Below are 26,362 nucleotides of genomic sequence, written 5' to 3'. Positions count from 1 at the left end.
GCTGAACGACCGAGCGACACCCAAACCCTGGCATTACCAAATTATTTGGAGTTCTGAAAAATGGCACTTAACAAAGCTGAAATCCTTGACGCCATCGCTGGCATGACCGTGCTCGAGCTGTCCGAGCTGATCAAGGAAATGGAAGAGAAGTTCGGCGTGTCGGCTGCTGCCGCCGCTGTCGCTGTCGCTGCTCCCGCCGCTGGTGGCGCTGCCGCCGCTGCTGAAGAGCAAACCGAGTTCACCGTCGTTCTGACCGAAGCTGGCGCCAACAAGGTTAGCGTCATCAAGGCCGTGCGCGAGCTGACCGGTCTGGGTCTGAAGGAAGCCAAGGACCTGGTCGACGGCGCTCCGAAGCCCGTCAAGGAAGCTGTGGCCAAGGCTGACGCCGAAGCCGCCAAGAAGAAGCTGGAAGAAGCTGGCGCCAAGGTCGAAGTCAAGTAAGACCTGCGTCAACTTGCCCGGGGACAGCGCAGTTTGCAGTCCCCGGGCTTTTGCGTTTCCAGGAAACCCCTACTGGGGTCATGCCTTTACAGAGGGGTTTCCTGGAGTCGTATCACCTGGGGCCGTGGTTGACGGCCCATGCAACCTCGAGTCGGAGTGCTCATGCCTTACTCGTACACCGAAAAAAAGCGCATCCGCAAAAGCTTCGCCAAGCGTGAAGACGTTCAAAACGTTCCCTTCCTGTTGGCGACACAGCTTCAATCCTACCTAACTTTCCTGCAGGCGGATACCGCCCCGTCCGATCGCGTAGCCGACGGTTTGCAGGCGGCGTTCTCGTCGATTTTCCCGATCGTTAGTCACAACGGTATGGCGCGCTTGGAGTTCGTGAGCTATGTGCTCGGCGAACCGGTGTTCGATGTCAAGGAATGTCAGCAACGTGGCCTGACCTATGCCTCGCCCCTGCGAGCCAAGGTCCGCCTGGTGCTGCTTGACCGCGAAGTCAGCAAGCCCACCGTGAAGGAAGTGAAGGAACAGGAAGTCTACATGGGCGAAATTCCGCTCATGACGGGCACGGGTTCCTTCGTCATCAACGGCACCGAGCGTGTCATCGTCTCGCAGCTGCACCGCTCGCCTGGCGTGTTCTTCGAACACGACCGCGGCAAGACCCACAGCTCCGGCAAGCTCTTGTTCTCGGCACGCGTGATTCCTTACCGCGGTTCGTGGCTGGACTTCGAATTCGACCCGAAGGACGTCCTGTTCTTCCGCGTCGACCGCCGCCGCAAGATGCCTGTCACGATCCTGTGCAAGGCCATCGGCATGACGCCGGAATCGATCCTGGCCAACTTCTTCGACTTCGACAACTTCGAATTGAAGAGCGAAGGCGCGATGATGGAATTCGTGCCCGAGCGTTGGAAGGGCGAAATGGCCCGTTTCGACATCTCGGACCGCGACGGCAAGGTCATTGTCGAAAAAGACAAGCGCATCAACGCCAAGCATCTGCGCGACCTGGCTGCCGGCGGCATCCAGCGCATCTCCGTGCCGGAAGACTTCCTGTACGGCCGCGTGCTGGCCAAGAACATCGTCGACCCGGACACCGGTGAAGTCATCGCCAACGCGAACGACGAGATCACGGAAAGCGTGCTGGGCGCCCTGCGCGCCTCCAACGTCTACGACATCCAGGCGCTCTACACGAACGACCTGGACCGCGGTCCGTACATCTCGCAGACGCTGCGCACCGACGAAACCGCCGACCAGATGGCCGCTCGCGTCGCCATCTACCGCATGATGCGTCCCGGCGAGCCGCCCACCGAAGAAGCGGTGGAAGCGCTGTTCCAACGTCTGTTCTACAGCGAAGAAACGTACGATTTGTCGCGCGTCGGCCGCATGAAGGTCAACAGCCGTCTGGGCCGTGGTGAAGACATCACCGGTCCGATGACGCTGACCAACGAAGACATCCTTGAAACCATCAAGGTGCTGGTCGAGTTGCGTAACGGCCGTGGCCAGATCGACGACATCGATCACCTGGGCAACCGCCGCGTGCGTTGCGTCGGCGAACTGGCCGAGAACCAGTTCCGCGCCGGCCTGGTGCGTGTCGAGCGCGCCGTCAAGGAACGTCTGGGCCAGGCCGAGACGGAAAACCTGATGCCGCACGACCTGATCAACTCCAAGCCGATCTCGGCCGCCATCAAGGAGTTCTTCGGTTCGAGCCAGCTGTCGCAGTTCATGGACCAGACCAACCCGCTGTCGGAAATCACGCACAAGCGTCGCGTTTCCGCACTGGGCCCGGGCGGTCTGACCCGCGAGCGCGCCGGCTTCGAAGTCCGCGACGTGCACCCGACCCACTATGGCCGCGTCTGCCCGATCGAAACGCCGGAAGGCCCGAACATCGGCCTGATCAACTCCATGGCGCTGTACGCTCGCCTGAACGAGTACGGCTTCCTGGAAACGCCTTACCGCAAGATCATCGACGGCAAGGTCAGCGAGCAGATCGACTACCTGTCGGCCATCGAAGAAAGCCACTACGTCATCGCGCAGGCCAACGCCGCGCTCGACGAAGAGGGCCGTTTCGTGGACGACCTGGTGGCTTGCCGCGAAGCCGGCGAAACCATGCTGACCGCTCCGGCCAACGTGCACTACATGGACGTTGCCCCGTCGCAGATCGTGTCGGTTGCCGCCTCGCTGATTCCGTTCCTGGAGCACGACGACGCGAACCGCGCGCTGATGGGCGCCAACATGCAACGTCAGGCCGTGCCTTGCCTGCGTCCGGAAAAGCCGGTCGTGGGTACGGGTATCGAGCGCACCGTGGCCGTTGACTCGGGCACGACCGTGCAAGCCCTGCGTGGCGGCCTGGTCGACCACGTCGACGCCGAGCGTGTCGTGATCCGCGTGAACGATGAAGAAAACGTCGCCGGCGAAGTCGGTGTCGATATCTACAACCTGATCAAGTACACCCGTTCCAACCAGAACACGAACATCAACCAGCGTCCTATCGTCAAGCGTGGCGACAAGGTTGCCAAGGGTGACGTGCTGGCCGACGGCGCATCGACCGACCTGGGCGAACTCGCCCTGGGTCAGAACATGCTGATCGCGTTCATGCCGTGGAACGGCTACAACTTCGAAGACTCGATCCTGATCTCTGAAAAGGTCGTGGCCGATGACCGCTACACCTCGGTCCACATCGAGGAACTGACGGTCGTTGCCCGCGACACCAAGCTGGGTCCGGAAGAAATCACGCGCGACATCAGCAACCTGGCCGAGACGCAACTGAACCGCCTGGACGATTCGGGCATCACGTACATCGGCGCCGAAGTCAGCGCCGACGACGTGCTGGTCGGCAAGGTCACGCCCAAGGGCGAGACCCAGCTGACGCCGGAAGAAAAGCTGCTGCGCGCCATCTTCGGCGAAAAGGCGTCCGACGTTAAGGACACCTCGCTGCGCGTGCCCTCGGGCATGACCGGCACCGTGATCGACGTGCAAGTGTTCACGCGCGAAGGCATCGTGCGCGACAAGCGCGCCCAGTCCATCATCGACGATGAACTGCGCCGCTATCGCCAGGACCTGAACGACCAGCTGCGCATCGTTGAAAACGACCAGTTCGACCGTATCGAAAAGATGCTGGTCAACAAGACCGTCAACGGCGGCCCGCGCAAGCTGGCCAAGGGCGCCACGATCACCAAGGCATACCTGGCTGATCTGGACCGCTGGCAGTGGTTCGACATCCGCCTGGCCGACGAGCCGCACGCCGTCGTGCTGGAGCAGGCCAAGGAATCGCTGGAGCAGAAGCGCCACCAGTTCGACCTGGCCTTCGAAGAAAAGCGCAAGAAGCTGACGCAAGGCGACGAGCTGCCCCCGGGCGTGCTGAAGATGATCAAGGTCTACCTGGCCGTGAAGCGTCGTCTGCAGCCTGGCGACAAGATGGCAGGCCGTCACGGCAACAAGGGCGTGGTCTCGCGCATCACCCCGGTGGAAGACATGCCGCACATGGCTGACGGCACGCCGGCCGACATCGTTCTGAACCCGCTGGGCGTGCCCTCGCGGATGAACGTCGGCCAGGTGCTGGAAGTGCACTTGGGCTGGGCTGCCAAGGGCGTGGGCCATCGCATCGCCGACATGCTGCGCGACGAACGCACCGCACAGGTCAAGAACATCCGTGCCTACCTGGACAAGGTCTACAACACGACCGGCACCGGCGCCCGCATCGACGAGCTGACCGACGAAGAAGTCATGGAAATGGCCCAGAACCTCAAGAACGGCGTGCCGTTCGCGACGCCCGTCTTCGACGGCGCGACCGAAGAGGAAATCACCACGATGCTGGAGCTGGCCTATCCGGACGAAGTCGCCAAGCGCATGGCGCTGACGCCGTCGCGTACGCAGGCATGGCTGTACGACGGTCGTACGGGCGAGCAGTTCGAGCGTCCCGTCACGGTCGGCTACATGCACTACCTGAAGCTGCACCACTTGGTCGACGACAAGATGCACGCGCGTTCGACCGGCCCGTACTCGCTGGTTACCCAGCAGCCTCTGGGCGGCAAGGCGCAGTTCGGCGGCCAGCGTTTCGGGGAAATGGAAGTGTGGGCGCTGGAAGCATACGGCGCCGCCTACACCCTGCAGGAAATGCTGACGGTGAAGTCCGACGACATCACCGGCCGTACCAAGGTATACGAAAACATCGTCAAGGGCGACCACGTCATCGACGCCGGCATGCCGGAATCGTTCAACGTGCTGGTCAAGGAAATCCGCTCGTTGGCCCTGGACATGGATTTGGAGCGTAACTAATGAAAGCGCTACTCGACCTCTTTAAGCAAGTCTCGCAAGACGAGCAGTTCGATGCCATCAAGATCGGCATCGCCTCGCCCGAGAAGATCCGTTCGTGGTCCTACGGCGAAGTTCGCAAGCCCGAGACCATCAACTACCGCACGTTCAAGCCCGAGCGCGACGGCCTGTTCTGCTCCAAGATCTTTGGCCCGATCAAAGACTACGAGTGCTTGTGCGGCAAGTACAAGCGCCTGAAGCATCGTGGCGTGATCTGCGAAAAGTGCGGCGTGGAAGTCACCGTCGCCAAGGTTCGCCGTGAACGCATGGGCCACATCGAGCTGGCCAGCCCCGTCGCGCACATCTGGTTCCTGAAGAGCCTGCCGTCGCGTCTGGGCATGGTGCTCGACATGACCCTGCGCGACATCGAACGCGTGCTGTACTTCGAAGCCTGGTGCGTGATCGAACCTGGCATGACGCCGCTCAAGCGCGGCCAGATCATGTCGGATGACGATTTCCTCGCCAAGACCGAAGAGTACGGCGACGATTTCCGTGCCCTGATGGGCGCGGAAGCCGTGCGCGAACTGCTGCGCACCATCGATATCGACCGCGAAGTGGAAACGCTGCGCGGCGAACTGAAGGCCACCAGCTCGGAAGCCAAGATCAAGAAGATCTCCAAGCGCCTGAAGGTGCTGGAAGGCTTCCAGAAGTCCGGCATCAAGGCCGAGTGGATGGTCATGGAAGTGCTGCCCGTGCTGCCGCCGGACCTGCGTCCGCTGGTGCCGCTGGACGGCGGCCGCTTCGCGACCTCCGACCTGAACGACCTGTACCGCCGCGTCATCAACCGCAACAACCGCTTGAAGCGCCTGCTGGAGCTGAAGGCTCCGGAAATCATCCTGCGCAACGAAAAGCGGATGCTGCAGGAAGCCGTCGACTCGCTGCTGGACAACGGTCGCCGCGGCAAGGCCATGACCGGCGCCAACAAGCGCCAGCTCAAGTCCCTGGCCGACATGATCAAGGGCAAGAGCGGTCGTTTCCGTCAGAACCTGCTGGGCAAGCGCGTCGACTACTCGGGCCGTTCGGTCATCGTGGTGGGTCCGCAGCTCAAGCTGCACCAGTGCGGCCTGCCCAAGCTGATGGCCCTGGAACTGTTCAAGCCGTTCATCTTCAATCGCCTGGAGATGATGGGTCTGGCCACGACCATCAAGGCTGCCAAGAAGCTGGTGGAAAGCCAGGAACCGGTGGTTTGGGACATCCTGGAAGAAGTCATCCGCGAACACCCGGTCATGCTGAACCGTGCGCCCACGCTGCACCGTTTGGGCATCCAGGCGTTCGAACCGGTCCTGATCGAAGGCAAGGCCATCCAGCTGCACCCGCTGGTTTGCGCGGCGTTCAACGCCGACTTCGACGGTGACCAGATGGCCGTCCACGTGCCGCTGTCGCTGGAAGCCCAGCTGGAAGCGCGCACGCTGATGCTGGCCTCAAACAACGTGCTGTTCCCGGCCAACGGCGAACCGTCGATCGTGCCGTCCCAGGACATCGTGCTGGGTCTGTACTACACGACGCGCGAGCGCATCAACGGCCGCGGCGAAGGCATCTTCTTCACCGACGTCGCTGAAGTGCAGCGCGCCTACGACAACGGCGAAGTCGAGCTGCAGTCGCGCATCACCGTGCGCCTGAAGGAACACGAGCGCGACGAGGCTGGCGAATGGCAGCCGGTGATCCGCCGTCACGAGACGACGGTCGGCCGCGCGCTGCTGTCCGAAATCCTGCCCAAGGGCCTGCCCTTCACGGTGCTGAACAAGGCGCTGAAGAAGAAGGAAATCTCGCGCCTGATCAACCAGTCGTTCCGCCGTTGCGGCCTGCGCGACACCGTGATCTTCGCTGACAAGCTGATGCAGTCGGGCTTCCGCCTGGCCACGCGCGGCGGTATCTCCATCGCCATGGGCGACATGCTGATCCCGACCGCCAAGGAAGGCATCCTGGCCGAAGCCAGCCGCGAAGTGAAGGAAATCGACAAGCAGTACTCGTCGGGTCTGGTCACGTCCCAGGAACGCTACAACAACGTGGTGGACATCTGGGGCAAGGCCGGCGACAAGGTCGGCAAGGCGATGATGGAACAACTGGCCACCGAACCCGTGATCAACCGTCACGGCGAGGAAGTGCGCCAGGAATCGTTCAACTCCATCTACATGATGGCTGACTCGGGCGCCCGCGGTTCGGCCGCCCAGATCCGCCAGCTGGCCGGCATGCGCGGCCTGATGGCCAAGCCGGACGGCTCGATTATCGAAACGCCCATTACCGCGAACTTCCGTGAAGGCCTGAACGTACTCCAGTACTTCATCTCGACTCACGGCGCGCGTAAGGGTCTGGCCGATACGGCACTGAAGACCGCCAACTCGGGTTACCTGACCCGTCGTCTGGTCGACGTGACGCAAGACTTGGTGATCACCGAGGACGATTGCGGCACTTCGCAGGGCTACAACATGAAAGCCCTGGTCGAAGGCGGTGAAGTCATCGAGCCGCTGCGCGACCGGATCCTGGGTCGTGTTGCCGCCATCGACATCATCAACCCGGACACGCAGGAAACGGCCATCGTCGCCGGTACCCTGCTGGACGAAGACCTGGTCGACACCATCGACCGCATCGGCGTGGACGAAGTCAAGGTCCGCACCCCGCTGACCTGCGAAACGCGTCACGGTCTGTGCGCGCACTGCTACGGCCGCGATCTGGGTCGTGGCTCGCCGGTCAACCAGGGCGAAGCGGTTGGCGTTATCGCCGCCCAGTCCATCGGCGAACCGGGCACGCAGCTCACGATGCGTACGTTCCACATTGGTGGCGCGGCGTCGCGTTCGGCTCTGGCCAGCGCGGTGGAAACCAAGTCCAGCGGTAACGTCGGTTTTGCCAGCACGATGCGCTATGTCACGAACGCCAAGGGCGAACGTGTGGCGATCTCGCGCTCCGGCGAACTGGCGATCTTCGACGACAACGGCCGCGAACGCGAACGCCACAAGATCCCGTACGGCGCGACCGTGCTGGTGGGCGATGGCGAAGCCGTGAAGGCTGGCGCGCGTCTGGCGACGTGGGATCCGCTGACCCGTCCTATCGTGTCGGAATACGGTGGCGCCGTGCGCTTCGAGAACATCGAAGAAGGCGTGACCGTTGCCAAGCAGGTGGACGAAGTCACCGGCCTGTCGACGCTCGTCGTCATCACGCCGAAGACCCGTGGCGGCAAGATCGTCATGCGTCCGCAGATCAAGCTGGTCAACGAGCAGGGCGAAGACGTCAAGATCGCCGGCACCGATCACTCGGTGAACATCTCGTTCCCGGTGGGCGCGCTGATTACCGTGCGCGACGGCCAGCAGGTTGCCGTGGGTGAAGTTCTGGCGCGTATTCCGCAAGAATCGCAAAAGACCCGCGACATTACCGGCGGTCTGCCGCGAGTGGCCGAGCTGTTCGAAGCCCGCTCGCCCAAGGACGCCGGCATGCTCGCCGACGTTACCGGCACGGTTTCGTTCGGCAAGGACACCAAGGGCAAGCAGCGTCTGGTCATCACCGACCTGGAAGGCGTGAGCCACGAGTTCCTGATTCCGAAGGAAAAGCAGGTGCTGGTGCACGACGGCCAGGTGGTGAACAAGGGCGAAATGATCGTGGACGGCCCGGCCGATCCCCACGACATCCTGCGCTTGCAAGGCATCGAGAAGCTGGCGACCTACATCGTCGACGAAGTGCAGGACGTGTACCGTCTGCAGGGCGTGAAGATCAACGACAAGCACATCGAAGTGATTGTTCGTCAGATGCTGCGTCGTGTGAACATCGTTGACGCGGGCGATACCGAGTTCATCCCGGGCGAGCAGGTCGAGCGCTCCGAGCTGTTGAATGCGAATGACCGCATGCAGGCTGAAGACCGCATTCCTGCCACGTACGACAACGTGCTGCTGGGTATCACGAAGGCCTCGCTGTCGACCGACTCGTTCATCTCGGCCGCATCGTTCCAGGAAACCACGCGTGTCCTGACCGAAGCCGCCATCATGGGCAAGCGCGACGATCTGCGTGGTTTGAAGGAAAACGTGATTGTCGGCCGCCTCATCCCTGCAGGGACGGGTCTGGCTTATCACCACGCACGCCGCGACAAGGAAGAGCTGGAGGCCGCGGAACGCGAAGCCGCCCGCCAGTTGGCCAACCCGTTCGAAGACTCGCCGGTCACGGTGGGCTCGGATGCGGAAACGCCGGCATCCGACCTCGGCGCCGAGGATTCCGCCGAATAAGCGGAAACACCCGGCAGGGATGCCGCGCGCAGTCTGGCGCGGCATGCCCGGAATCAAAAAGGCCGCTGATGCGAATCAGCGGCCCTTTTTTGCCTGGCGCAGGGGAGGTTACTTAGCGACCTGTGCCTGCGCGTGCCGGAACACGGGCCCCCAGACGGGATGGCCAGCTTCGTTCGGCGCCAGCTCGAAGGCGGGGTCCAGAGCCAGGATGCGGGCAAAGCTGTCCTCGCACAGGCGCGGATATTTGCTCACGCAGTAGCTAAACGCCTGCAGCTTGTAGGCTTCGATGCGCACGGCCTTGGTGGAGGTGGCCAGGGCGTCGGAGGTGGCGACGCCGCGGATGACTTCGCCGTAACGGCCGGCGCTGTATTTGTCGCGTACTTGCTGCAGCTGGTCCAAGGCTTCTGCGGTGGGCGGCGCTTCTGGCTGCTTGGACGTAACCCCGGCGCAACCCGCCAGGAGGGCCGACAAGCCGAGCAGACTACTCAGAACGCGAATTTTCATGGCTTCCAAAGGTGTAGAGAGGTTTAGCGGTACGCTATCGTGCCACAGCCTGATGCGCTCGGACATTTTCCGCAATGTCCTGGCGGTGCGGATTGGATAATATTCGCCTTATTCCATCGTTAATTTAGCTGTCATGCGACAGCGCCAGTCCCGATCATGTCTTCTTCCGCCGGCCTCTTGACGCCGCGTGGCCCCTTTTCCGGCGCCGCGCCGCTTGCACTGCGTCCGCTGAGCGCCATCGCCGCCAGCACGGCGGGGGGCGTACCGGAAACCCGCATCAAGCGGCTTCTGTCTGACCTGCTGCCATCCTTGATGGCCCTGCACGCCCAGGGTGAAATCTGCGGCGATATTTCGCTGGATACCGTGGGCATGGACGAAAGCGCCCGCGCCCATCTGGTGCCGGAACTGGTCGTGGCGCGTTCGCGCCGAGCCACCCGCACGCCGACCCCCGGTTTTGCGCCGTTCGAGCTTTATAGCGATTCGGTGGAATGGCCGCGCGGCCCGTGGAGCGATATTTACGCCCTGTGCGCGGTGATGCACGCCTTGGTCATAGGGAGCAAGCCGGCGCCGGCGCCCGAGCGCCGCGCGGAGGATACCTACGAGCCGCTCGCCTCCCTGGGATTGCCGAAGTACAGCCAGGACTTCTTGTCCGCGATCGATGCCGGCCTGGCCATGGCGCCCGCTGATCGGCCGCAGACGCTGGCGGATCTGGCCGGCATGCTGGGCATCGCCGCTCAGGTCGAGACAGCGCCGGATCTGATCGCCCCGTTGCCGGCCTCCCATGCGGCGCCGCCTGCAGCCGCCGCTGCGGCGCACCAACCGGCGCGCGGACGCCATCCCCTGCTGGTGCTGCTGCTCGTCGTGGCGCTGATCGGAGCGGGCGTATATGCCTGGTTCGAGTCTGGAATGGGCGCTCCCAACGCGCTGATCACCCGGTCCGAAGTGGTTCAGCCGAATCCGCCGGCCGTGCATCCGATGCCGCCGCCCGCGCCGGGCGCCGGGCCGGTGGCGCCGCCATCGCCTCCCGAGCTTCGAGCCCCGCAGGAATCGGCGCCCCAGACGCCTGCGCCGGAAAGCGCGCCAGTCCTGGGCGAAACTCCGCCTCCGTCGGCGCCGCCTGCGGAGGCGCCAGCGACCGTGGCCGTGCCGTCCACGGCCGTGCCCGCCGAGGCTCCCGCAGCCGTGGCCGAAGAGACCGCCAAACCCAAGCCGATTCCGATGCTGGTGCGGCTGGACATCCGCCCATGGGGCGAGGTCTGGATCAATGGCGTGGCGCGCGGCATCAGTCCGCCGGTCAAGGAACTGCGGCTGATTCCCGGCAAGTACCAGGTGGTGCTGCGCAATGCCGGCCTGCCGCCGTACCGTACGACGCTGGAGGTCAAGGCAGGCAAGCCCGCCGTGATCTCGCACGTCTTCCAATAGGGGGCGCCGCGGCTACGTCGCGGAGATCTCTTCTGGCGCCATGGGCAGGCGCAGCGTGAAGACTGAACCCGCACCCAGTTCGCTGCTGACTTCGACCGTTCCGCCGTGGCGTTCGGCGACCGTGCGCACGAACGCCAGACCCAGGCCGGCGCCACCGACGTCGCCGCGGGTTTCGACGCCCACGCGCGAGAAGGGTTCGAACAGCCGCGCCAGATCCTGCGCCGCAATGCCCTGGCCCTGGTCGCGGATATTGGCACGCCAGAAGCCGGGCTCCTCGTCGATGCCGCATTCGATCCGGGTTTGCGGCGGGCTGTACTTGATCGCGTTGTCGATCAAATTGCACAGCGTGCGCATGAGTAAGGTTTGATCGCCTCGGACATAGGCGGCGGGCAGCGGCAGCGCGAGGACGAGTTCGATGCCGCGTTTCTGCGCCGAGGCCCAGAACTCGTCCACGGCGTCTTGCAGCAGGCTGCCCAGATCCAGTTCCACTGCGCTGATTGTCATCGACTCGGCGCGAGTGAGGTGCACGAAGTCGTCGACCAGGCGCAAGGTGCGGTTGGCGAGTGCGGCGATGCGGCCCAGGGTTTCGCTTTGGTTCTCGGGCGAGCCGCCCTCCTGCTTCATTTCGACCAGCGCGAGAATGGAACTTTGGGGGGCGCGCATGTCATGCGAGATGAAGCGCAAGGTTTCCTCGCGCTGGCGCTCCGCCTGACGGATGCGCGAGATGTCAGTCAGCGTGGCGACGGTGCCGGCGAAGTCGCCTTCGGCGGTGTGAATGGGCGCGCATTTCAGGATCAGGTCGCGTCCGGCATGGTCGCGTACTTCCAGGTCGGCGCTCCATGGCGATGACGCCGCGACCGGTCCCTGGCCGCTGAGCGCCTCGGCCACGCGCTGGCGCGTGGCGGGATCGGAAATGGTCTTTTCGAGCAGATGGGTGGCCCGGCGCCCGACGCGGGGAGGGCGCATTCCCAGCCGCTGAAAATACATGACCGCGGCCTGATTGCGGAATTGCATGCGGCCGTCCTGATCGAAAACGAGCGTGGCGTCCGGCATGCCGTCCAGGCCGTCGGCCAGGAAGCGGCGCAGGTTGCGCACGCGGGCCAGCGCCCGGCGCAGCTCGCCGACCCGACTTTCCAGCGACGCGCTGGGACCCGCGCCCTGGGCGCCGGCCTCGTTCAACACCGGCGGGTACTCGCGCTGCAGCCGGCGCAATTCGTTGTCCATGTAGCGCAACGCGGCCTCCTGGCTGCGCCAGCTCCAGAGCGGATAGCACAGCGCCACGCCCAGCAGCGCCGCAGCCGGCGCGAACCACACATAGGCATAGGCCAGCAGCAGGAACGCCATCAGCAGTATGACGATGAACAGCGCCAGGTTGACCAGCAGGGCCTGCTTGGGCGACAGCCGCCACAGGGCCAGGCAGGCCAGCAGCACGGGCAGCGCCGCGAACAGCGCATTGCTCCAGGCGGGCGGCAGCCGATAGGCGATATCGTCGCGCGCCGCGTGCAGCAGGTTCGCGATGATCTCCACCCCCGACATGCCGCTGACGTCGTGCGACACCGGCGTCGGGTAGGCGTCGCCCAGGCCGGTAGCCCAGGCGCCGACCAGCACATACTTGCCGCGCAGTTCGTCGGGCGACAGGTCGCCGCGCAGCACGGACAGGTAGGACACGGTGCGCGTATGCGCGGTGGGACCGGAGTAGGGGATCAGGATGCTGCCGTCGGGCGCGGCGCGGTTCAACAGTTTCTGTGCCGCATCCGCTTGGCCGCCGACGTCCAGCATGACCATGGCCAGATGGTTCCAACGGCGGTCTCCGAGCTGCGCGCTGAGGGTTGCTGCGCGCACCACGCCATCCGGGTCGATGCGCGCGTTGATGAAGCCTTTGGCGGCGGCGGCCTGCGCCACGCCGGGGATGGGCTCGTTGACTGCCGAAGGGCGGTCGAGCCGGTCCAGCACGACCGGCAGGACCGTACGGCCATGTCGCCGGATGCTGTCGGCCAGGATGCGGTCGTCGTTCGGATTGGCCATGTCCGGTTCGGCGAAGATCAGGTCCAGCGCCACGGCGCGGGCGCCTTGCAGGCGGTCCAGCAACGCCGCGTGGACCGCGCGCCGCCATGGCCAATGGCCCAGCGCCTTGATGCTGTCGTCGTCGATCGCGACGATCAGGATGTCGCGATCGGCGTCGCGCCCGCTCAACGACAAGGCGCGGTCATAAAGGATTTGATCGAAGCGCCCCAGGCCATTGAACGAGCCCAGGATGGCGGCCAGCACCGCCAAAACCACCGTCAGCCACAGCCCTGAGCGCGAGGTCCGGTCCTGCGGATCGGCGGCGTCGGCCATGAGACGGGCTCTAGTAATCGGTCAGCGTGATCAGGCCGCCCGTGCCGCTGGCCACGCCCGAGCCGTCGGAGGTCAGGAGCATGTTCGCGCCCTCGAAGGTCGCGATCGCATCGCGTCCGTTCAGGCCCAGGTCATCCACCGCGCGCACGGACACGTAATAGGTTCCCGGACCGGGCGCGGCGAAGCGGATATCGTTGCTGGGAAAGCTCGTCGAAGATACCGGCAACGCGCCTTCGGCATCGCGCGAGACGCGCACCACGTAGCTCTGCGCGCCGGACACGGGCGAGACGTCGGCGGTCCAGGTGCCGCCGCCCGCGCGTGTGGGTGTGCCCAGTTGCGGCGCATCGAGCAGCGCGCGCATGCCCGAGACCGCGCCGTCCGAGCCCACCGCGGCGCCGTAGCCCGTGGCCACCGCGACCGGTTTGGCTGGGGGCGATCCGGGTGCGTGGGGCTGCAGACGCACGCTGCCTTCCAGCACTTCGCTATGTACGCCCTGCGCGCCACTTTGTACGCGGAAGCGCGTGCCGCGCACGCCAGTGACCGCGACCGGTGTGCGGATCTCGAAACGGCCCACGCCTTGACCGGAGGGCGCCACTGACGACTCCACGCCGCCGCTTTGCACCCGGACGACGGAATCCGTCAGCGCAGTGCCTTCGAATTGGCGCAGGCGCGTCAGTTCGACCGAGCCGCCGGCCGGCAGCGTCAGCTTGGAGCCGTCGGCCAGTTCCAGCGTGACGAAGCCGTTGGCAGCGGTGCCGACCGTACTGCCTTCAGCCACGGTGTCGCCGGCCCGCAAGGCCTTGCCGTCGACATTCGCCTGGCCGCTGACGTGCACGACGCGGGCGTCGGCGGGCCGCACGGGAATCATGGACAGCGGGATGCGCAATTCCAGCCCGATGGGCAGCGTTTCCGGCGTGACTACCTTGTTCAGGGTTTGCAGCTGGCTCCAGTTGGCCTGCTTGTGGGTATATCGGGTTGCCAGGTCGATCAACGTATCGCCTTGGCGCACACGGTAGATGAAGTCGTCCCCAAGCGCGCCAGCGGGCTGGCTGCGGGTCGGCGCCATCAGCGCCAGGCAGGAGATCATGGCAAGCAAAGAAAGCGCGCGGCAGCGGCTCATGACTATCGGTTCTCCAGGGGGGGCGCGCGCAGGCGCTTACTGCGGATTGGCTGCGATGTCTTCCGGCGAGCTGATTTGCTCCAGCCGGTAGCCCAGCGCATAAGAGGACGTGAGGCGCACGCCGTGTTCGGGACGCAGCTGGAGCTTTTGCCGGATGTTCGACAAATGGGTGTCCAGGGTGCGGGAGGTCGCGGGAATTTCCCGGTTCCATACGCATTCGGCCAGCACGTCGCGCGACATGAGGCGGCCGACATTACGGAAAAACAGCAGGGCGAGCTCGAATTCCTTGGGGGCGAGCGACACCACGGCGGAATCCAGGGTGATCGTGCGGGCGGCGGGTTCGATGCGATAGCGCGCCACGTCGAAGGCATCGTCCGCGGGTTCGGCGATCTGGCTGCGGCGCAGCAAGGCCGCCACCCGCGCCAGCAGTTCCAGGGGGCGCAGGGGTTTGACGATGTAGTCGTCCGCGCCGGCGCGCAGACCTTCCACCAGATCGTCCTCGCTGGAACGATTGGTCAGGAAGATGACCGGGATGCGCGGGCCGATATTGGCGCGCAGCCACCGCACCACATCGTCGCCGTCGATGTCGGGCAAATGCCAGTCCAGCAGCACCAGGTCGAATTGCTCAGTGCGCAGCGCGGCCAGGAGATCCCGGCTTTGCTGATAACTGCTGCAGGTGTATCCGGCAGTGGTCAGAACTTGCTGGATGCGTTGTGCTTGATCCAGGTCGTCTTCCAGCGACGCGATTTTCATCAGACGTGTTCTCGCGAAGGTTTGCTACGCAAGCGCGCGCTATGGCGCCCTACTGCAAGATGGGAAAGGAATATATAGGTGTAAACGAATGATAACTCGGGAGGGGCCCCGGCTGGCTACGTTATGGCAAGAACTGTCAAACATTGCAAAGTTGACGAATCTTGACTGGAGTTGTTGCGTAACAACGCGCCACACTGTCTCAATCGTTCTCCCCCCCGCGGTAAGGCGTGGGGCGGAGCCGGTCGAGGTTGTTGGTCGTATGGAACAGATATGAATCAATTGCGCATACTTATGATGTCACCCGACGAGGCCGCCCGCGGCGTCGCCGTGTCCGCATTGCTGCAAGCTGGTATTTCTGCACGCGGTTGCTCGACGTCTCTCGAATTGTTTGGATTGCTCAACGGCGGCGGCTTTGACGTCGTGGTCCTGGATGTCGGGACCCTGGGCGAAATCGGCTATGCCCTGGTGGCCCGCCTGCACGGCTCATCGTCCATGGGCATCGTGGTCACGGGAACCGGCATGTCGGTGGATAGCCGCCTGCGCTGCCTGCAGAGCGGTGCCGACGCCTGTCTGCCAGATCCGCAGGATCCCCGCGAGCTGGCCTGCATCCTGCTGTCCTTGGCGCGCCGCCTGCCCGCCGGGCAGGATCCGTCCCTGGCCGAGCCGGCCCAGAACGGCCAGTGGGAGCTGCGCGACCAGGGCTGGACCCTGGCGGCGCCCACGGGCGCCACCATCTCGCTGTCCGCCAATGAGCGCCTGATCGTGCGTTCGCTGCTGGAAGTGGCGGGCAAGGCCGTGGGCCGGAACGAGCTGGGCGACGAGTTGCAGGTGGAAGGGGGCGGAGTCCGCGCCAGCGGTTCCCGCAGCATCGACGTGATCGTCAGCCGCTTGCGTCGCAAGGCCGAGCTGGCCGGGGTCATGTTGCCCATCCGCACGGTCTACGGCAGCGGCTACCTGTTCGCCGACCAGTAGCGGGGCACGGCTATACTGGCGGTGCCGCGCCTGGCGGCAGCCCCGGCGCCAGAGCGCCCGGCCGCTATCCGCAGTCAGCATATCGCTGCTCCTGCCGATTGCCGCAGTCAATGACCCTGATTTCAGGCACCCCGATTTTCGGCGTATGCGGCCCTAATTTTCACGAGCGCCGCCTAACTGGCATGCTTCTGCCGGCAACGCGCCACACGCGCGGCTTACAATTTTCTTTGACAGCAGCCCTTGATCTCAGTTATGCTAAAGGGCTTACTGCTTTATTTCGCGCGCAAAATCTGGCCGCGGTAGGGTTCAGAAGTACGGTGTCTGGGAACAAGGTGCGTCACGAGCCTTTCGTTTCAAGCCATACGGCTTCGCGGCAACGGGTCTTTCCGGCGCCGTCACCCCACGGCATCCAGCTTTGTGCGTTTTGTCATAGTTTGTTGGCAAGCCCGCTCTTTTACGTATATGAACGTTTGAGGCGGTTTTGCGCGAACTGCCTTCTCCGAAAGTTCACTGCTTGAGGAGACGAGTACGTAAGTACTTACCCAGTGGTACGTAAAAGGGATTTCAAAGGTCATGCCTACCATTAGCCAACTCGTGCGCAAGCCGCGCGAAGTCAGCATCATCAAAAGCAAGAGCCCCGCGCTCGAAAACTGCCCGCAACGCCGCGGCGTGTGCACTCGCGTGTACACCACCACCCCCAAGAAGCCGAACTCCGCTCTGCGTAAGGTTGCCAAAGTGCGTCTGACCAACGGTTACGAAGTCATTTCGTACATCGGCGGTGAAGGCCACAACCTGCAAGAGCACTCGGTGGTTCTGGTGCGTGGCGGTCGTGTGAAGGACTTGCCCGGTGTGCGTTATCACATCGTGCGCGGTTCCCTCGACCTGCAAGGCGTCAAGGATCGTAAGCAAGCCCGCTCGAAGTACGGCGCCAAGCGCCCGAAGAAGGCTTAATAACGAGTCAGCAGTACCCCCGCGTGGCGGCAGTCCGTCACTAGGGAAGTGCGACCGCGCCATCCAGATGATGGGAAGGTGCGCGGCACGTAAGGGGTCGTCTCCATGGACGGCCATGGCCGTGTAATGAAACACGGTTCAACTGAACAGACACAAGGAAGCAACAATGCCCCGTCGTCGCGAAGTACCCAAGCGCGAGATTCTGCCCGATCCCAAGTTCGGCAGCGTCGAACTCGCCAAGTTCATGAACGTCGTCATGCTGGACGGCAAGAAGGCCGTCGCCGAGCGCATCGTCTACGGTGCCCTCGAGCAAGTGCAAACCAAGACCGGCAAAGAGCCGATCGAAGTTTTCAGCCTGGCGATCAACAACATCAAGCCGATCGTCGAAGTGAAGAGCCGCCGCGTTGGCGGTGCCAACTACCAAGTGCCGGTTGAAGTGCGCCCCGTGCGCCGCCTGGCCCTGGCTATGCGTTGGCTCCGTGAAGCCGCCAAGAAGCGTGGCGAGAAGTCGATGGATCTGCGTCTTGCTGGCGAACTGATCGACGCCTCCGAAGGTCGTGGCGCCGCGATGAAGAAGCGCGAAGACACGCACAAGATGGCAGAGGCCAACAAGGCCTTCAGCCATTTCCGCTGGTAATTTAAGGACTAACCCACCATGGCCCGCAAAACCCCGATCGAGCGCTATCGCAACATTGGTATCTCTGCGCACATCGATGCAGGGAAAACCACCACGACCGAACGTATCCTGTTCTACACCGGCGTCAATCACAAGATTGGCGAAGTGCATGATGGCGCAGCCACCATGGACTGGATGGAACAAGAACAAGAGCGTGGCATCACCATTACGTCGGCAGCAACGACGGCGTTTTGGCGTGGCATGGCGAAGAACTATCCCGAACACCGCATCAACATCATCGACACCCCGGGGCACGTGGACTTCACCATCGAGGTGGAACGTTCCATGCGCGTCCTGGACGGTGCTTGCATGGTCTACTGCGCGGTGGGCGGTGTTCAGCCCCAGTCCGAAACCGTGTGGCGCCAAGCCAACAAGTACGGCGTGCCGCGTCTGGCCTTCGTCAACAAGATGGACCGCACCGGCGCCAACTTCTTCAAGGTCTATGACCAGCTGAAGAACCGCCTGCGCGCCAATCCCGTGCCGATCGTGATTCCCATCGGCGCCGAAGACACGTTCCAAGGCGTGGTCGACCTGGTCAAGATGAAGGCGATCATTTGGGACGAAGCCAGCCAAGGCATCAAGTTCGACTACGCAGACGTTCCGGCCGAGCTGGAAGGCCTGGCGAACGAATGGCGCGAAAAGCTGGTTGAAGCCGCTGCTGAATCGTCCGAAGAGCTGATGAACAAGTACCTGGAAACGGGTTCGCTCGACGAAGAAGAAATCAACCTGGCCATCCGTCAACGCACCATCGCTGGCGAAATCCAGCCGATGCTGTGCGGCACCGCCTTCAAGAACAAGGGCGTGCAGCGCATGCTGGACGCGGTCATCGACTACCTGCCTTCGCCCGTGGACATTCCCGCGGTCGACGGTCAGGACGACGATGGCAACCCCGTCACGCGTGAAGCCAACGACGACGAGAAGTTCTCGGCTCTGGCGTTCAAGCTGATGAGCGATCCGTTCGTGGGTCAGCTGACCTTCGTGCGCGTTTACTCGGGCGTCCTGAAGTCGGGCGATACGGTCTACAACCCCATCAAGGGCAAGAAGGAACGTATCGGCCGCATTCTGCAGATGCACGCGAACAACCGCGAAGAAATCAAGGAAGTGTTGGCAGGCGACATCGCCGCCGTGGTGGGTCTGAAAGACGTGACCACCGGCGAAACGCTGTGCGACATCGACTCCCACATCCTGCTCGAACGCATGATTTTCCCGGAGCCCGTGATTTCGCAGGCCGTGGAACCCAAGTCCAAGGCTGACCAGGAAAAGATGGGCCTGGCGCTGTCGCGCCTGGCGCAGGAAGATCCGTCGTTCCGCGTGCGCAGCGACGAAGAATCCGGCCAGACCATCATTTCCGGTATGGGCGAGCTGCACCTGGAAATTCTGGTTGACCGCATGAAGCGCGAATTCGGCGTGGAAGCGAACGTCGGCAAGCCGCAAGTGGCCTACCGCGAAACCATCCGCAAGACCTGCGACGAAGTTGAAGGCAAGTTCGTCAAGCAGTCGGGCGGTCGCGGCCAGTACGGTCACGTGGTTCTGAAGGTCGAGCCGTTGGCTCCTGGCGGTGGCTACGAATTCGTGGACGCCATCAAGGGCGGTGTGGTTCCTCGCGAGTACATCCCCGCGGTGGACAAGGGCATCCAGGAAACGCTGCCTTCGGGCGTGTTGGCTGGCTACCCGATCGTCGACGTCAAGGTCACGCTGTTCTTCGGTTCGTACCACGACGTGGACTCGAACGAAAACGCGTTCAAGATGGCCGGCTCCATGGCATTCAAGGAAGGTCTGCGCAAGGCCAGCCCCGTGCTGCTGGAACCGATGATGGCCGTTGAAGTCGAAACGCCTGAAGACTACGCTGGTACCGTGATGGGCGATCTGTCCTCGCGTCGCGGCATGGTTCAGGGCATGGACGACATGGTTGGCGGCGGCAAGACCATCAAGGCCGAAGTTCCGCTGGCCGAGATGTTCGGTTACGCCACGAACCTGCGTTCGCTGACGCAAGGTCGTGCCACGTACACGATGGAATTCAAGCATTACTCCGAGGCCCCCAAGAACGTCGCTGACGAAGTCATCGCCGCTCGGGCCAAGTAAATAACCCTTGCCGGGGCCGCCCATCCGGACGGTCCTGGCAGAAATCCAAGTTTCCTTGAAAGTCAAAGGATAGAGATCATGGCAAAAGGCAAGTTTGAACGTACCAAGCCGCACGTGAACGTGGGTACGATTGGTCACGTTGACCACGGCAAAACGACGTTGACGGCCGCTATCACGACCGTTCTGTCGAACAAGTTCGGTGGCGAAGCCAAGGGCTACGACCAGATCGATGCGACTCCTGAAGAAAAGGCTCGCGGCATCACGATCAACACGGCTCACGTCGAGTACGAAACGGAAGCGCGTCACTACGCGCACGTTGACTGCCCGGGCCACGCTGACTACGTGAAGAACATGATCACGGGCGCGGCGCAAATGGACGGCGCGATCCTGGTGGTGTCGGCCGCTGACGGCCCGATGCCGCAGACCCGCGAACACATCCTGCTGTCGCGCCAGGTTGGCGTGCCGTACATCATCGTCTTCCTGAACAAGGCTGACATGGTTGACGACGCCGAGCTGCTCGAGCTGGTGGAAATGGAAGTTCGCGAACTGCTGTCGAAGTACGACTTCCCGGGCGACGACACGCCGATCGTGAAGGGTTCGGCCAAGCTGGCGCTGGAAGGCGACAAGGGCGAACTGGGCGAGCAAGCCATCATGGCTCTGGCCGCAGCACTGGATTCGTACATCCCGACGCCCGAGCGCGCCGTGGACGGCACGTTCCTGATGCCGGTTGAAGACGTGTTCTCGATCTCGGGTCGCGGCACCGTGGTGACCGGCCGTATCGAACGCGGCATCGTCAAGGTCGGCGAAGAAATCGAAATCGTCGGTATCGTTCCGACGGTCAAGACGACTTGCACCGGCGTGGAAATGTTCCGCAAGCTGCTGGACCAAGGTCAAGCCGGCGACAACGTGGGCATCCTGCTGCGCGGCACCAAGCGTGAAGACGTCCAGCGTGGCCAAGTGCTGGCCAAGCCGGGCTCGATCACCCCGCACACGGACTTCACGTCCGAGGTGTACATCCTGTCCAAGGAAGAAGGCGGCCGTCACACTCCGTTCTTCCAGGGCTATCGTCCCCAGTTCTACTTCCGCACGACGGACGTGACGGGCACGATCGAACTGCCGGCCGACAAGGAAATGGTTCTGCCGGGCGACAACGTGGCCATGACGGTCAAGCTGTTGGCTCCGATCGCCATGGAAGAAGGCCTGCGTTTCGCCATCCGTGAAGGCGGTCGTACCGTCGGCGCCGGCGTCGTCGCCAAGATCCTGAAGTAATCCGGATCACTTAAGCAGCAAACAACCAGCGGGGGTGGCCTCGTCGCTCCCGCCTCTCGTTCTTTAGGAAACGCCATGAAAAACCAAAAGATCCGTATCCGCTTGAAAGCCTTCGATTACAAGCTGATCGATCAATCGGCCGCTGAAATCGTCGACACCGCCAAGCGTACCGGCGCCGTTGTCCGCGGCCCGGTGCCGCTGCCCACGCGTATCCGTCGCTATGACGTCCTGCGCTCGCCGCACGTCAACAAGACGTCGCGCGACCAGTTCGAAATTCGCACGCACCAGCGCCTGATGGACATCGTTGATCCCACCGACAAGACCGTTGACGCCCTGATGCGTCTGGACCTGCCGGCCGGCGTCGACGTCGAAATCGCGCTGCAGTAAGTAAAGCGTATCGGGCCTGCTACCTTCGCCGGCAGGCACGAAAAAGATGGCCGCTTCCTTATGGATGCGGTCATTTTGTTTTTTGGCTGCGTTGCGCGCAACGTTTGCCCAGGGGCGGGCAGTTGTGTTCAACCCGCCTCCGCATTCTGGTTAGCGGGTGCTCACTGCCGCAATCAGGTCCGTCAGGCAGCGCCGCCGCTGCCCACATCCGCCGGGTGTGGCGAAATCGCCCCTTGCAATGAGGCCGAAGCACGCTAAGTGCTTGTGCTGACTGAAAAAAACATGCTAATATGCCAAGCTTGCCATTTTGTGGCAAGAGCAACTATGGAAAATAGGAAGGCGCACTCCGCCTGAATTCAGACCAGGTTGAACATAGTCGTAGGGCAAAGGCCGTTACCTTTTGCCTGATTAGCCCCGACCAATCGCAGTCGGGAATGGAGAAAACGATGTCGAATTCGACACCCACGCCCGCCGCTCACCGGCTGGGGCTGGTGGGTCGCAAGGTCGGCATGACCCGCATTTTTACCGAGGAAGGTGAATCCATCCCGGTGACCGTGCTGGACGTGTCGAACAACCGTGTGACCCAAGTTAAGTCGCTGGAAACCGACGGCTACGCCGCGATCCAGGTGGCTTATGGCACTCGTCGTGCCTCGCGTGTGGCTCAGCCGCAAACGGGCCACTACGCCAAAGCCGGCGCTGAAGCCGGTAGCATCCTCAAAGAATTCCGCCTTGATCCCGCTCGCGCCGCTGAATTTGCGGCCGGTTCCGTGATCGCCGTGGAATCGGTGTTCGAAGCCGGCCAACAGGTCGACGTCACGGGCACCACCATTGGTAAAGGCTTCGCCGGTACCATCAAGCGTCACAACTTCGGTTCGCAACGCGCGTCGCACGGTAACTCCCGTTCGCACCGCGTCCCGGGCTCGATTGGTCAAGCACAAGATCCGGGCCGTATTTTCCCGGGTAAGCGCATGGCCGGTCACCTGGGTGATGTCACCCGCACCGTTCAAAACCTCGACGTCGTTCGCGTTGACGTTGAGCGTGGCCTGCTGCTGGTCAAGGGCGCTGTCCCCGGCCACGCTGGCGCCGATATCATCGTGCGCCCGGCCATCAAGGCCCCGGCCAAGAAGGGAGCATAAGTAAATGGATCTCAAGCTCCTGAACGACCAAGGTCAGGCCGCTGCTACGTTCAGCGCACCCGACACCATCTTCGGCCGTGACTTCAACGAAGCGCTGATTCATCAGATCGTGGTGGCTTTCCAAGCCAACGCCCGTTCGGGTAACCGCGCTCAGAAGGATCGCACTGAAGTCAAGCACTCGACCAAGAAGCCCTGGCGCCAGAAGGGTACCGGCCGCGCTCGCGCCGGTATGACTTCGTCGCCGCTGTGGCGTGGCGGTGGTCGGATTTTCCCGAACTCGCCGGAAGAGAACTTCAGCCAGAAGGTCAACAAGAAGATGTACCGCGCCGGGATCCGTTCGATCCTGTCGCAGCTCGCTCGCGAAGACCGCATCGCTGTTGTCGAATCGTTCGATCTGGCATCGCCCAAGACCAAGGACGCAGCTGCAAAGCTGAAGAGCCTGGGCCTGGACTCGGTCCTGATCATCACCGACAGCGTTGATGAAAATGTTTACCTCGCCACCCGCAACCTGCCGCACGTTGCCGTTGTCGAGCCCCGTTATGCCGATCCGTTGTCGCTGGTCCACTACAAGAAAGTGCTGATCACCAAGCCGGCCATCGCTCAACTCGAGGAGATGCTGGGATGAACGCTGAACGCTTGATGCAAGTCATTCTGGCCCCGATCGTGACCGAAAAGGCCACCTTCGTCGCTGAGAAGAATCAGCAAGTCGCTTTCCGTGTCGTGGCTGACGCTACCAAGCCGGAAATCAAGGCTGCCGTCGAACTGCTCTTCAAGGTGCAGGTCGAGTCCGTGCAGGTCCTCAACCGTAAGGGCAAAGTCAAGCGCTTTGGCCGATTCGTTGGCCGTCGTCGCAATGAGCGCAAGGCTTACGTGTCGCTCAAGGACGGCCAGGAAATCGACTTTGCGGAGGTGAAGTAAATGGCCCTCGTAAAAGTTAAGCCGACTTCGGCTGGCCGCCGTGGCATGGTGAAGGTTGTCAGCCCGAACCTGCACAAGGGTGAGCCCTACGCGCCGCTGCTGGAAAAGAAGACCCGTGGTTCTGGCCGTAACAACAACGGTCACATCACGATCCGTCATCGTGGCGGTGGCCACAAGCAGCACTACCGCGTCGTCGACTTCCGTCGCGACAAGGACGGCATCCCGGCAAAGGTCGAGCGTCTGGAATATGACCCCAACCGTACGGCGCACATCGCTCTGCTGTGCTACGCCGACGGCGAACGTCGTTACATCATCGCTCCGCGCGGTCTGGAAGTTGGCGCCACGCTGCTGTCGGGCGTCGAAGCCCCGATCCGCGCTGGCAACACGCTGCCGATCCGCAACATCCCGGTGGGTACGACGATTCACTGCGTCGAAATGCTGCCTGGCAAGGGTGCTCAGATGGTCCGTTCGGCCGGCGCTTCCGCCGTCCTGCTGGCTCGCGAAGGCATCTACGCTCAAGTGCGTCTGCGCTCCGGTGAAGTCCGCCGTGTGCACATCGAATGCCGCGCCACCATCGGTGAAGTCGGTAACGAAGAACACAGCCTGCGCCAAATCGGCAAGGCCGGTGCAATGCGTTGGCGCGGTATCCGCCCGACGGTTCGTGGCGTTGCCATGAACCCGGTGGATCACCCGCACGGTGGCGGCGAAGGCCGTACCGGTGAAGCACGCGAACCGGTCAGCCCGTGGGGCACCCCGGCGAAGGGTTTCAAGACCCGTCGCAACAAGCGGACGAACAATATGATCGTCCAACGGCGCAAGCGCAAGTAAGAGGCGAACACTATGTCACGTTCGATCAAGAAAGGCCCGTTTGTCGATGCTCACCTGATCAAAAAGGTGGACACGGCCGTCGCGGGCAAAGACAAGAAGCCGATCAAGACCTGGTCGCGTCGCTCCACGATCCTGCCCGAGTTCATCGGTCTGACGATCGCTGTGCACAACGGCAAGCAGCACGTTCCCGTTTACATCAACGAGAACATGGTCGGTCACAAGCTGGGCGAGTTCGCGCTGACCCGTACGTTCAAGGGTCACGCCGCGGACAAGAAGGCGAAGAGGTAAGCGATGGAAACTACTGCCATTATCCGTGGGGTTCACATCTCCGCTCAAAAGACCCGACTGGTTGCGGACCTGATCCGCGGCAAGTCCGTCTCGCAAGCGCTGAACATCCTCACCTTCTCGCCGAAGAAGGCTGCCGTCATCCTGAAGAAGGCTGTCGAGTCCGCCATCGCCAACGCCGAGCACAACGACGGCGCCGACATCGACGAACTGAAAGTCACCACGATTTTTGTGGACAAGGCTCAGTCGATGAAGCGCTTCTCCGCTCGCGCCAAGGGCCGCGGCAACCGTATCGAGAAGCAGACCTGCCACATCACGGTCAAGGTCGGAGCTTAAGGAGTCACGATGGGTCAGAAAATTCACCCCACTGGGTTCCGTCTCGCGGTCACCCGTAATTGGTCCTCGCGTTGGTTCGCCGACGACAAGGCCTTCGGCACGATGCTGGCCGAAGACATTCGCGTTCGCGAGTACCTGAAGAAGAAGCTCAAGAGCGCCTCCGTCGGTCGCGTGATCATCGAGCGTCCCGCCAAGAATGCCCGCATCACTGTTTACTCGGCTCGTCCGGGCGTGGTGATCGGCAAGCGCGGCGAAGACATCGAAAGCCTGAAGGCTGATCTGCAGCGCCTGATGGGCGTGCCCGTGCACGTCAACATCGAAGAAATCCGCAAGCCGGAAACCGATGCTCAACTGATCGCCGACTCGATCTCGCAACAGCTCGAGAAGCGCATCATGTTCCGTCGCGCCATGAAGCGCGCGATGCAGAACGCCATGCGTCTGGGTGCCCAAGGCATCAAGATCATGAGCTCGGGCCGTCTGAACGGTATCGAAATTGCTCGCACCGAGTGGTATCGCGAAGGCCGTGTGCCGCTGCACACCCTCAAGGCCAACATCGACTACGGCACCTCCGAAGCCCACACGACCTATGGCGTGATCGGCATCAAGGTCTGGGTCTACAAGGGCGACATGCTGGCTAACGGCGAATTGCCGCCGGAAACCGCTGCCCCGCGCGAAGAAGAACGTCGTCCGCGCCGCGCTCCGCGTGGTGATCGTCCGGACGGTGCTCGCACCGGTCGTCCGGGTGGTCGTGGTCGTGGTGGTCCCCGCAAGGCGGACGCTGCTCCGGCGCCTGAAGGAGAATAACCATGCTGCAACCCTCTCGCAGAAAGTATCGCAAAGAGCAGAAGGGCCGCAACACCGGTCTGGCGACCCGTGGTACCCACGTGTCGTTCGGCGAATACGGTCTGAAGGCCACCGGCCGTGGCCGTCTGACCGCTCGCCAGATCGAAGCTGCTCGTCGTGCCATCAATCGTCACATCAAGCGTGGCGGCCGTATCTGGATCCGCATTTTCCCGGATAAGCCCATCTCGCAGAAGCCTGCCGAAGTCCGTATGGGTAACGGTAAGGGCAACCCGGAGTACTGGGTCGCTGAAATTCAGCCCGGCAAGGTGCTCTACGAAATGGAAGGGGTTAGCGAAGAGCTCGCGCGTGAAGCTTTCCGCCTGGCCGCTGCCAAGCTGCCGATTTCGACCACGTTCGTCGCGCGTCATATCGGTGCTTAAGGAGTACTAACATGAAAGCTAGCGAACTCCGTTCGAAAGACGCCGCCGAGCTCGGCAAAGAGCTCGAAAGCCTGCTGAAGGCACAATTCGGTCTGCGTATGCAGAAGGCCACGCAGCAACTGGCCAACACCAGCCAGCTGCGCAACGTGCGTCGCGACATTGCGCGCGTTCGTACCTTGCTGACCGAGAAGGCAGGGAAATAA

Annotated in this window: 23 protein-coding genes; 19 read left to right on the top strand and 4 right to left on the bottom strand. The window is 62.8% G+C overall.

The genetic code is table 11. The features are described 5' to 3' along the window. The first annotated feature begins 60 nt into the window (after window positions 1–60). From rplL to rpoC, 3 genes are all read left to right on the top strand, one after another. A complete protein-coding gene (gene rplL / locus AC6LKD_RS01700; RefSeq protein WP_013397031.1) occupies window positions 61–441 on the top strand; it encodes a 50S ribosomal protein L7/L12 in 381 nt (126 codons plus the stop codon). 162 nt (window positions 442–603) lie between these two features. Beyond that, the gene (gene rpoB / locus AC6LKD_RS01695) at window positions 604–4,716 is read left to right on the top strand and encodes a DNA-directed RNA polymerase subunit beta (protein WP_013397030.1); all 4,113 of its coding nucleotides are present in this window, start codon (window positions 604–606) and stop codon (window positions 4,714–4,716) included. After that, complete coding sequence (rpoC, locus tag AC6LKD_RS01690; protein WP_013397029.1) at window positions 4,716–8,960, top strand: DNA-directed RNA polymerase subunit beta'; 4,245 nt, start codon at window positions 4,716–4,718, stop codon at window positions 8,958–8,960. Before rpoB ends, rpoC begins: the two co-directional genes overlap by 1 nt. Window positions 8,961–9,068: 108 nt before the next feature. Here rpoC and AC6LKD_RS01685 read toward each other — a convergent pair whose 3' ends face one another. Next, window positions 9,069–9,464 (bottom strand): TssQ family T6SS-associated lipoprotein, encoded by a 396-nt coding sequence (locus tag AC6LKD_RS01685; protein WP_041654618.1) that lies wholly within the window; start codon window positions 9,462–9,464, stop codon window positions 9,069–9,071. Between the two features lie 156 nt (window positions 9,465–9,620). Here AC6LKD_RS01685 and AC6LKD_RS01680 point away from each other — a divergent pair, with 156 nt between their 5' ends. Next, window positions 9,621–10,886, top strand: a complete 1,266-nt coding sequence (locus tag AC6LKD_RS01680; protein WP_498114850.1) for a serine/threonine-protein kinase — start codon at window positions 9,621–9,623, stop codon at window positions 10,884–10,886. A gap of 12 nt (window positions 10,887–10,898) precedes the next feature. Here AC6LKD_RS01680 and AC6LKD_RS01675 read toward each other — a convergent pair whose 3' ends face one another. From AC6LKD_RS01675 to AC6LKD_RS01665, 3 genes are read right to left on the bottom strand one after another with little or no spacing between them, the layout of a single operon-like run. Continuing rightward, entirely contained in the window at window positions 10,899–13,223 is a 2,325-nt protein-coding gene (locus AC6LKD_RS01675; RefSeq protein ID WP_498114848.1) for a CHASE2 domain-containing protein, read from the bottom strand. A gap of 10 nt (window positions 13,224–13,233) precedes the next feature. Further along, window positions 13,234–14,343: a FecR domain-containing protein gene (locus tag AC6LKD_RS01670; RefSeq protein WP_498114846.1), complete on the bottom strand. Its 1,110-nt coding sequence runs from the start codon at window positions 14,341–14,343 to the stop codon at window positions 13,234–13,236. 36 nt (window positions 14,344–14,379) lie between these two features. Next, window positions 14,380–15,096: a response regulator transcription factor gene (locus tag AC6LKD_RS01665; protein WP_013397024.1), complete on the bottom strand. Its 717-nt coding sequence runs from the start codon at window positions 15,094–15,096 to the stop codon at window positions 14,380–14,382. Window positions 15,097–15,366: 270 nt separating this feature from the next. Between AC6LKD_RS01665 and AC6LKD_RS01660 the strand changes: the two genes are divergently transcribed. From AC6LKD_RS01660 to rpmC, 15 genes are all read left to right on the top strand, one after another. Beyond that, window positions 15,367–16,068: a response regulator transcription factor gene (locus tag AC6LKD_RS01660; RefSeq protein WP_013397023.1), complete on the top strand. Its 702-nt coding sequence runs from the start codon at window positions 15,367–15,369 to the stop codon at window positions 16,066–16,068. Window positions 16,069–16,641: 573 nt separating this feature from the next. Then, window positions 16,642–17,019, top strand: a complete 378-nt coding sequence (gene rpsL / locus AC6LKD_RS01655) for a 30S ribosomal protein S12 (protein WP_005017264.1) — start codon at window positions 16,642–16,644, stop codon at window positions 17,017–17,019. Between the two features lie 166 nt (window positions 17,020–17,185). Continuing rightward, window positions 17,186–17,656, top strand: coding sequence for a 30S ribosomal protein S7 (gene rpsG, locus AC6LKD_RS01650; RefSeq protein ID WP_006216561.1), 471 nt, complete (start codon window positions 17,186–17,188; stop codon window positions 17,654–17,656). Between the two features lie 18 nt (window positions 17,657–17,674). Next, window positions 17,675–19,777 carry an elongation factor G gene (gene fusA, locus AC6LKD_RS01645; protein ID WP_013397022.1) on the top strand — a complete coding sequence of 701 codons (2,103 nt, stop codon included), beginning with the start codon at window positions 17,675–17,677 and terminating at the stop codon, window positions 19,775–19,777. Window positions 19,778–19,855: 78 nt separating this feature from the next. Continuing rightward, complete coding sequence (tuf, locus tag AC6LKD_RS01640) at window positions 19,856–21,046, top strand: elongation factor Tu (protein ID WP_013397021.1); 1,191 nt, start codon at window positions 19,856–19,858, stop codon at window positions 21,044–21,046. Window positions 21,047–21,121: 75 nt separating this feature from the next. Next, on the top strand, window positions 21,122–21,433 hold the full coding sequence (gene rpsJ, locus AC6LKD_RS01635) for a 30S ribosomal protein S10 (protein ID WP_003806903.1): 312 nt from the start codon (window positions 21,122–21,124) through the stop codon (window positions 21,431–21,433). Window positions 21,434–21,879: 446 nt separating this feature from the next. Further along, a complete protein-coding gene (gene rplC / locus AC6LKD_RS01630) occupies window positions 21,880–22,569 on the top strand; it encodes a 50S ribosomal protein L3 (protein WP_013397020.1) in 690 nt (229 codons plus the stop codon). Window positions 22,570–22,573: 4 nt separating this feature from the next. Further along, a complete protein-coding gene (rplD, locus tag AC6LKD_RS01625; RefSeq protein WP_013397019.1) occupies window positions 22,574–23,194 on the top strand; it encodes a 50S ribosomal protein L4 in 621 nt (206 codons plus the stop codon). Then, entirely contained in the window at window positions 23,191–23,487 is a 297-nt protein-coding gene (rplW, locus tag AC6LKD_RS01620) for a 50S ribosomal protein L23 (protein ID WP_006216557.1), read from the top strand. The genes rplD and rplW overlap by 4 nt, the downstream gene beginning before the upstream one ends. Then, window positions 23,488–24,315 (top strand): 50S ribosomal protein L2, encoded by an 828-nt coding sequence (gene rplB, locus AC6LKD_RS01615; RefSeq protein ID WP_013397018.1) that lies wholly within the window; start codon window positions 23,488–23,490, stop codon window positions 24,313–24,315. It abuts the gene before it with no gap. Between the two features lie 12 nt (window positions 24,316–24,327). Continuing rightward, a complete protein-coding gene (gene rpsS, locus AC6LKD_RS01610; RefSeq protein ID WP_006216555.1) occupies window positions 24,328–24,603 on the top strand; it encodes a 30S ribosomal protein S19 in 276 nt (91 codons plus the stop codon). 3 nt (window positions 24,604–24,606) lie between these two features. After that, a complete protein-coding gene (rplV, locus tag AC6LKD_RS01605; protein WP_013397017.1) occupies window positions 24,607–24,936 on the top strand; it encodes a 50S ribosomal protein L22 in 330 nt (109 codons plus the stop codon). A gap of 9 nt (window positions 24,937–24,945) precedes the next feature. Next, a complete protein-coding gene (gene rpsC, locus AC6LKD_RS01600; protein WP_006216553.1) occupies window positions 24,946–25,740 on the top strand; it encodes a 30S ribosomal protein S3 in 795 nt (264 codons plus the stop codon). Between the two features lie 2 nt (window positions 25,741–25,742). Continuing rightward, entirely contained in the window at window positions 25,743–26,159 is a 417-nt protein-coding gene (gene rplP, locus AC6LKD_RS01595) for a 50S ribosomal protein L16 (RefSeq protein ID WP_006392071.1), read from the top strand. An 11-nt stretch (window positions 26,160–26,170) separates the two neighbouring features. Next, window positions 26,171–26,362, top strand: coding sequence for a 50S ribosomal protein L29 (rpmC, locus tag AC6LKD_RS01590; RefSeq protein ID WP_003806912.1), 192 nt, complete (start codon window positions 26,171–26,173; stop codon window positions 26,360–26,362).

It is taken from the genome of Achromobacter sp. D7-1, from assembly GCF_059760445.1.
The sequence above is the reverse complement of the archived record's forward strand: the minus strand, read 5'-3'. Positions and strand labels throughout refer to the sequence as shown.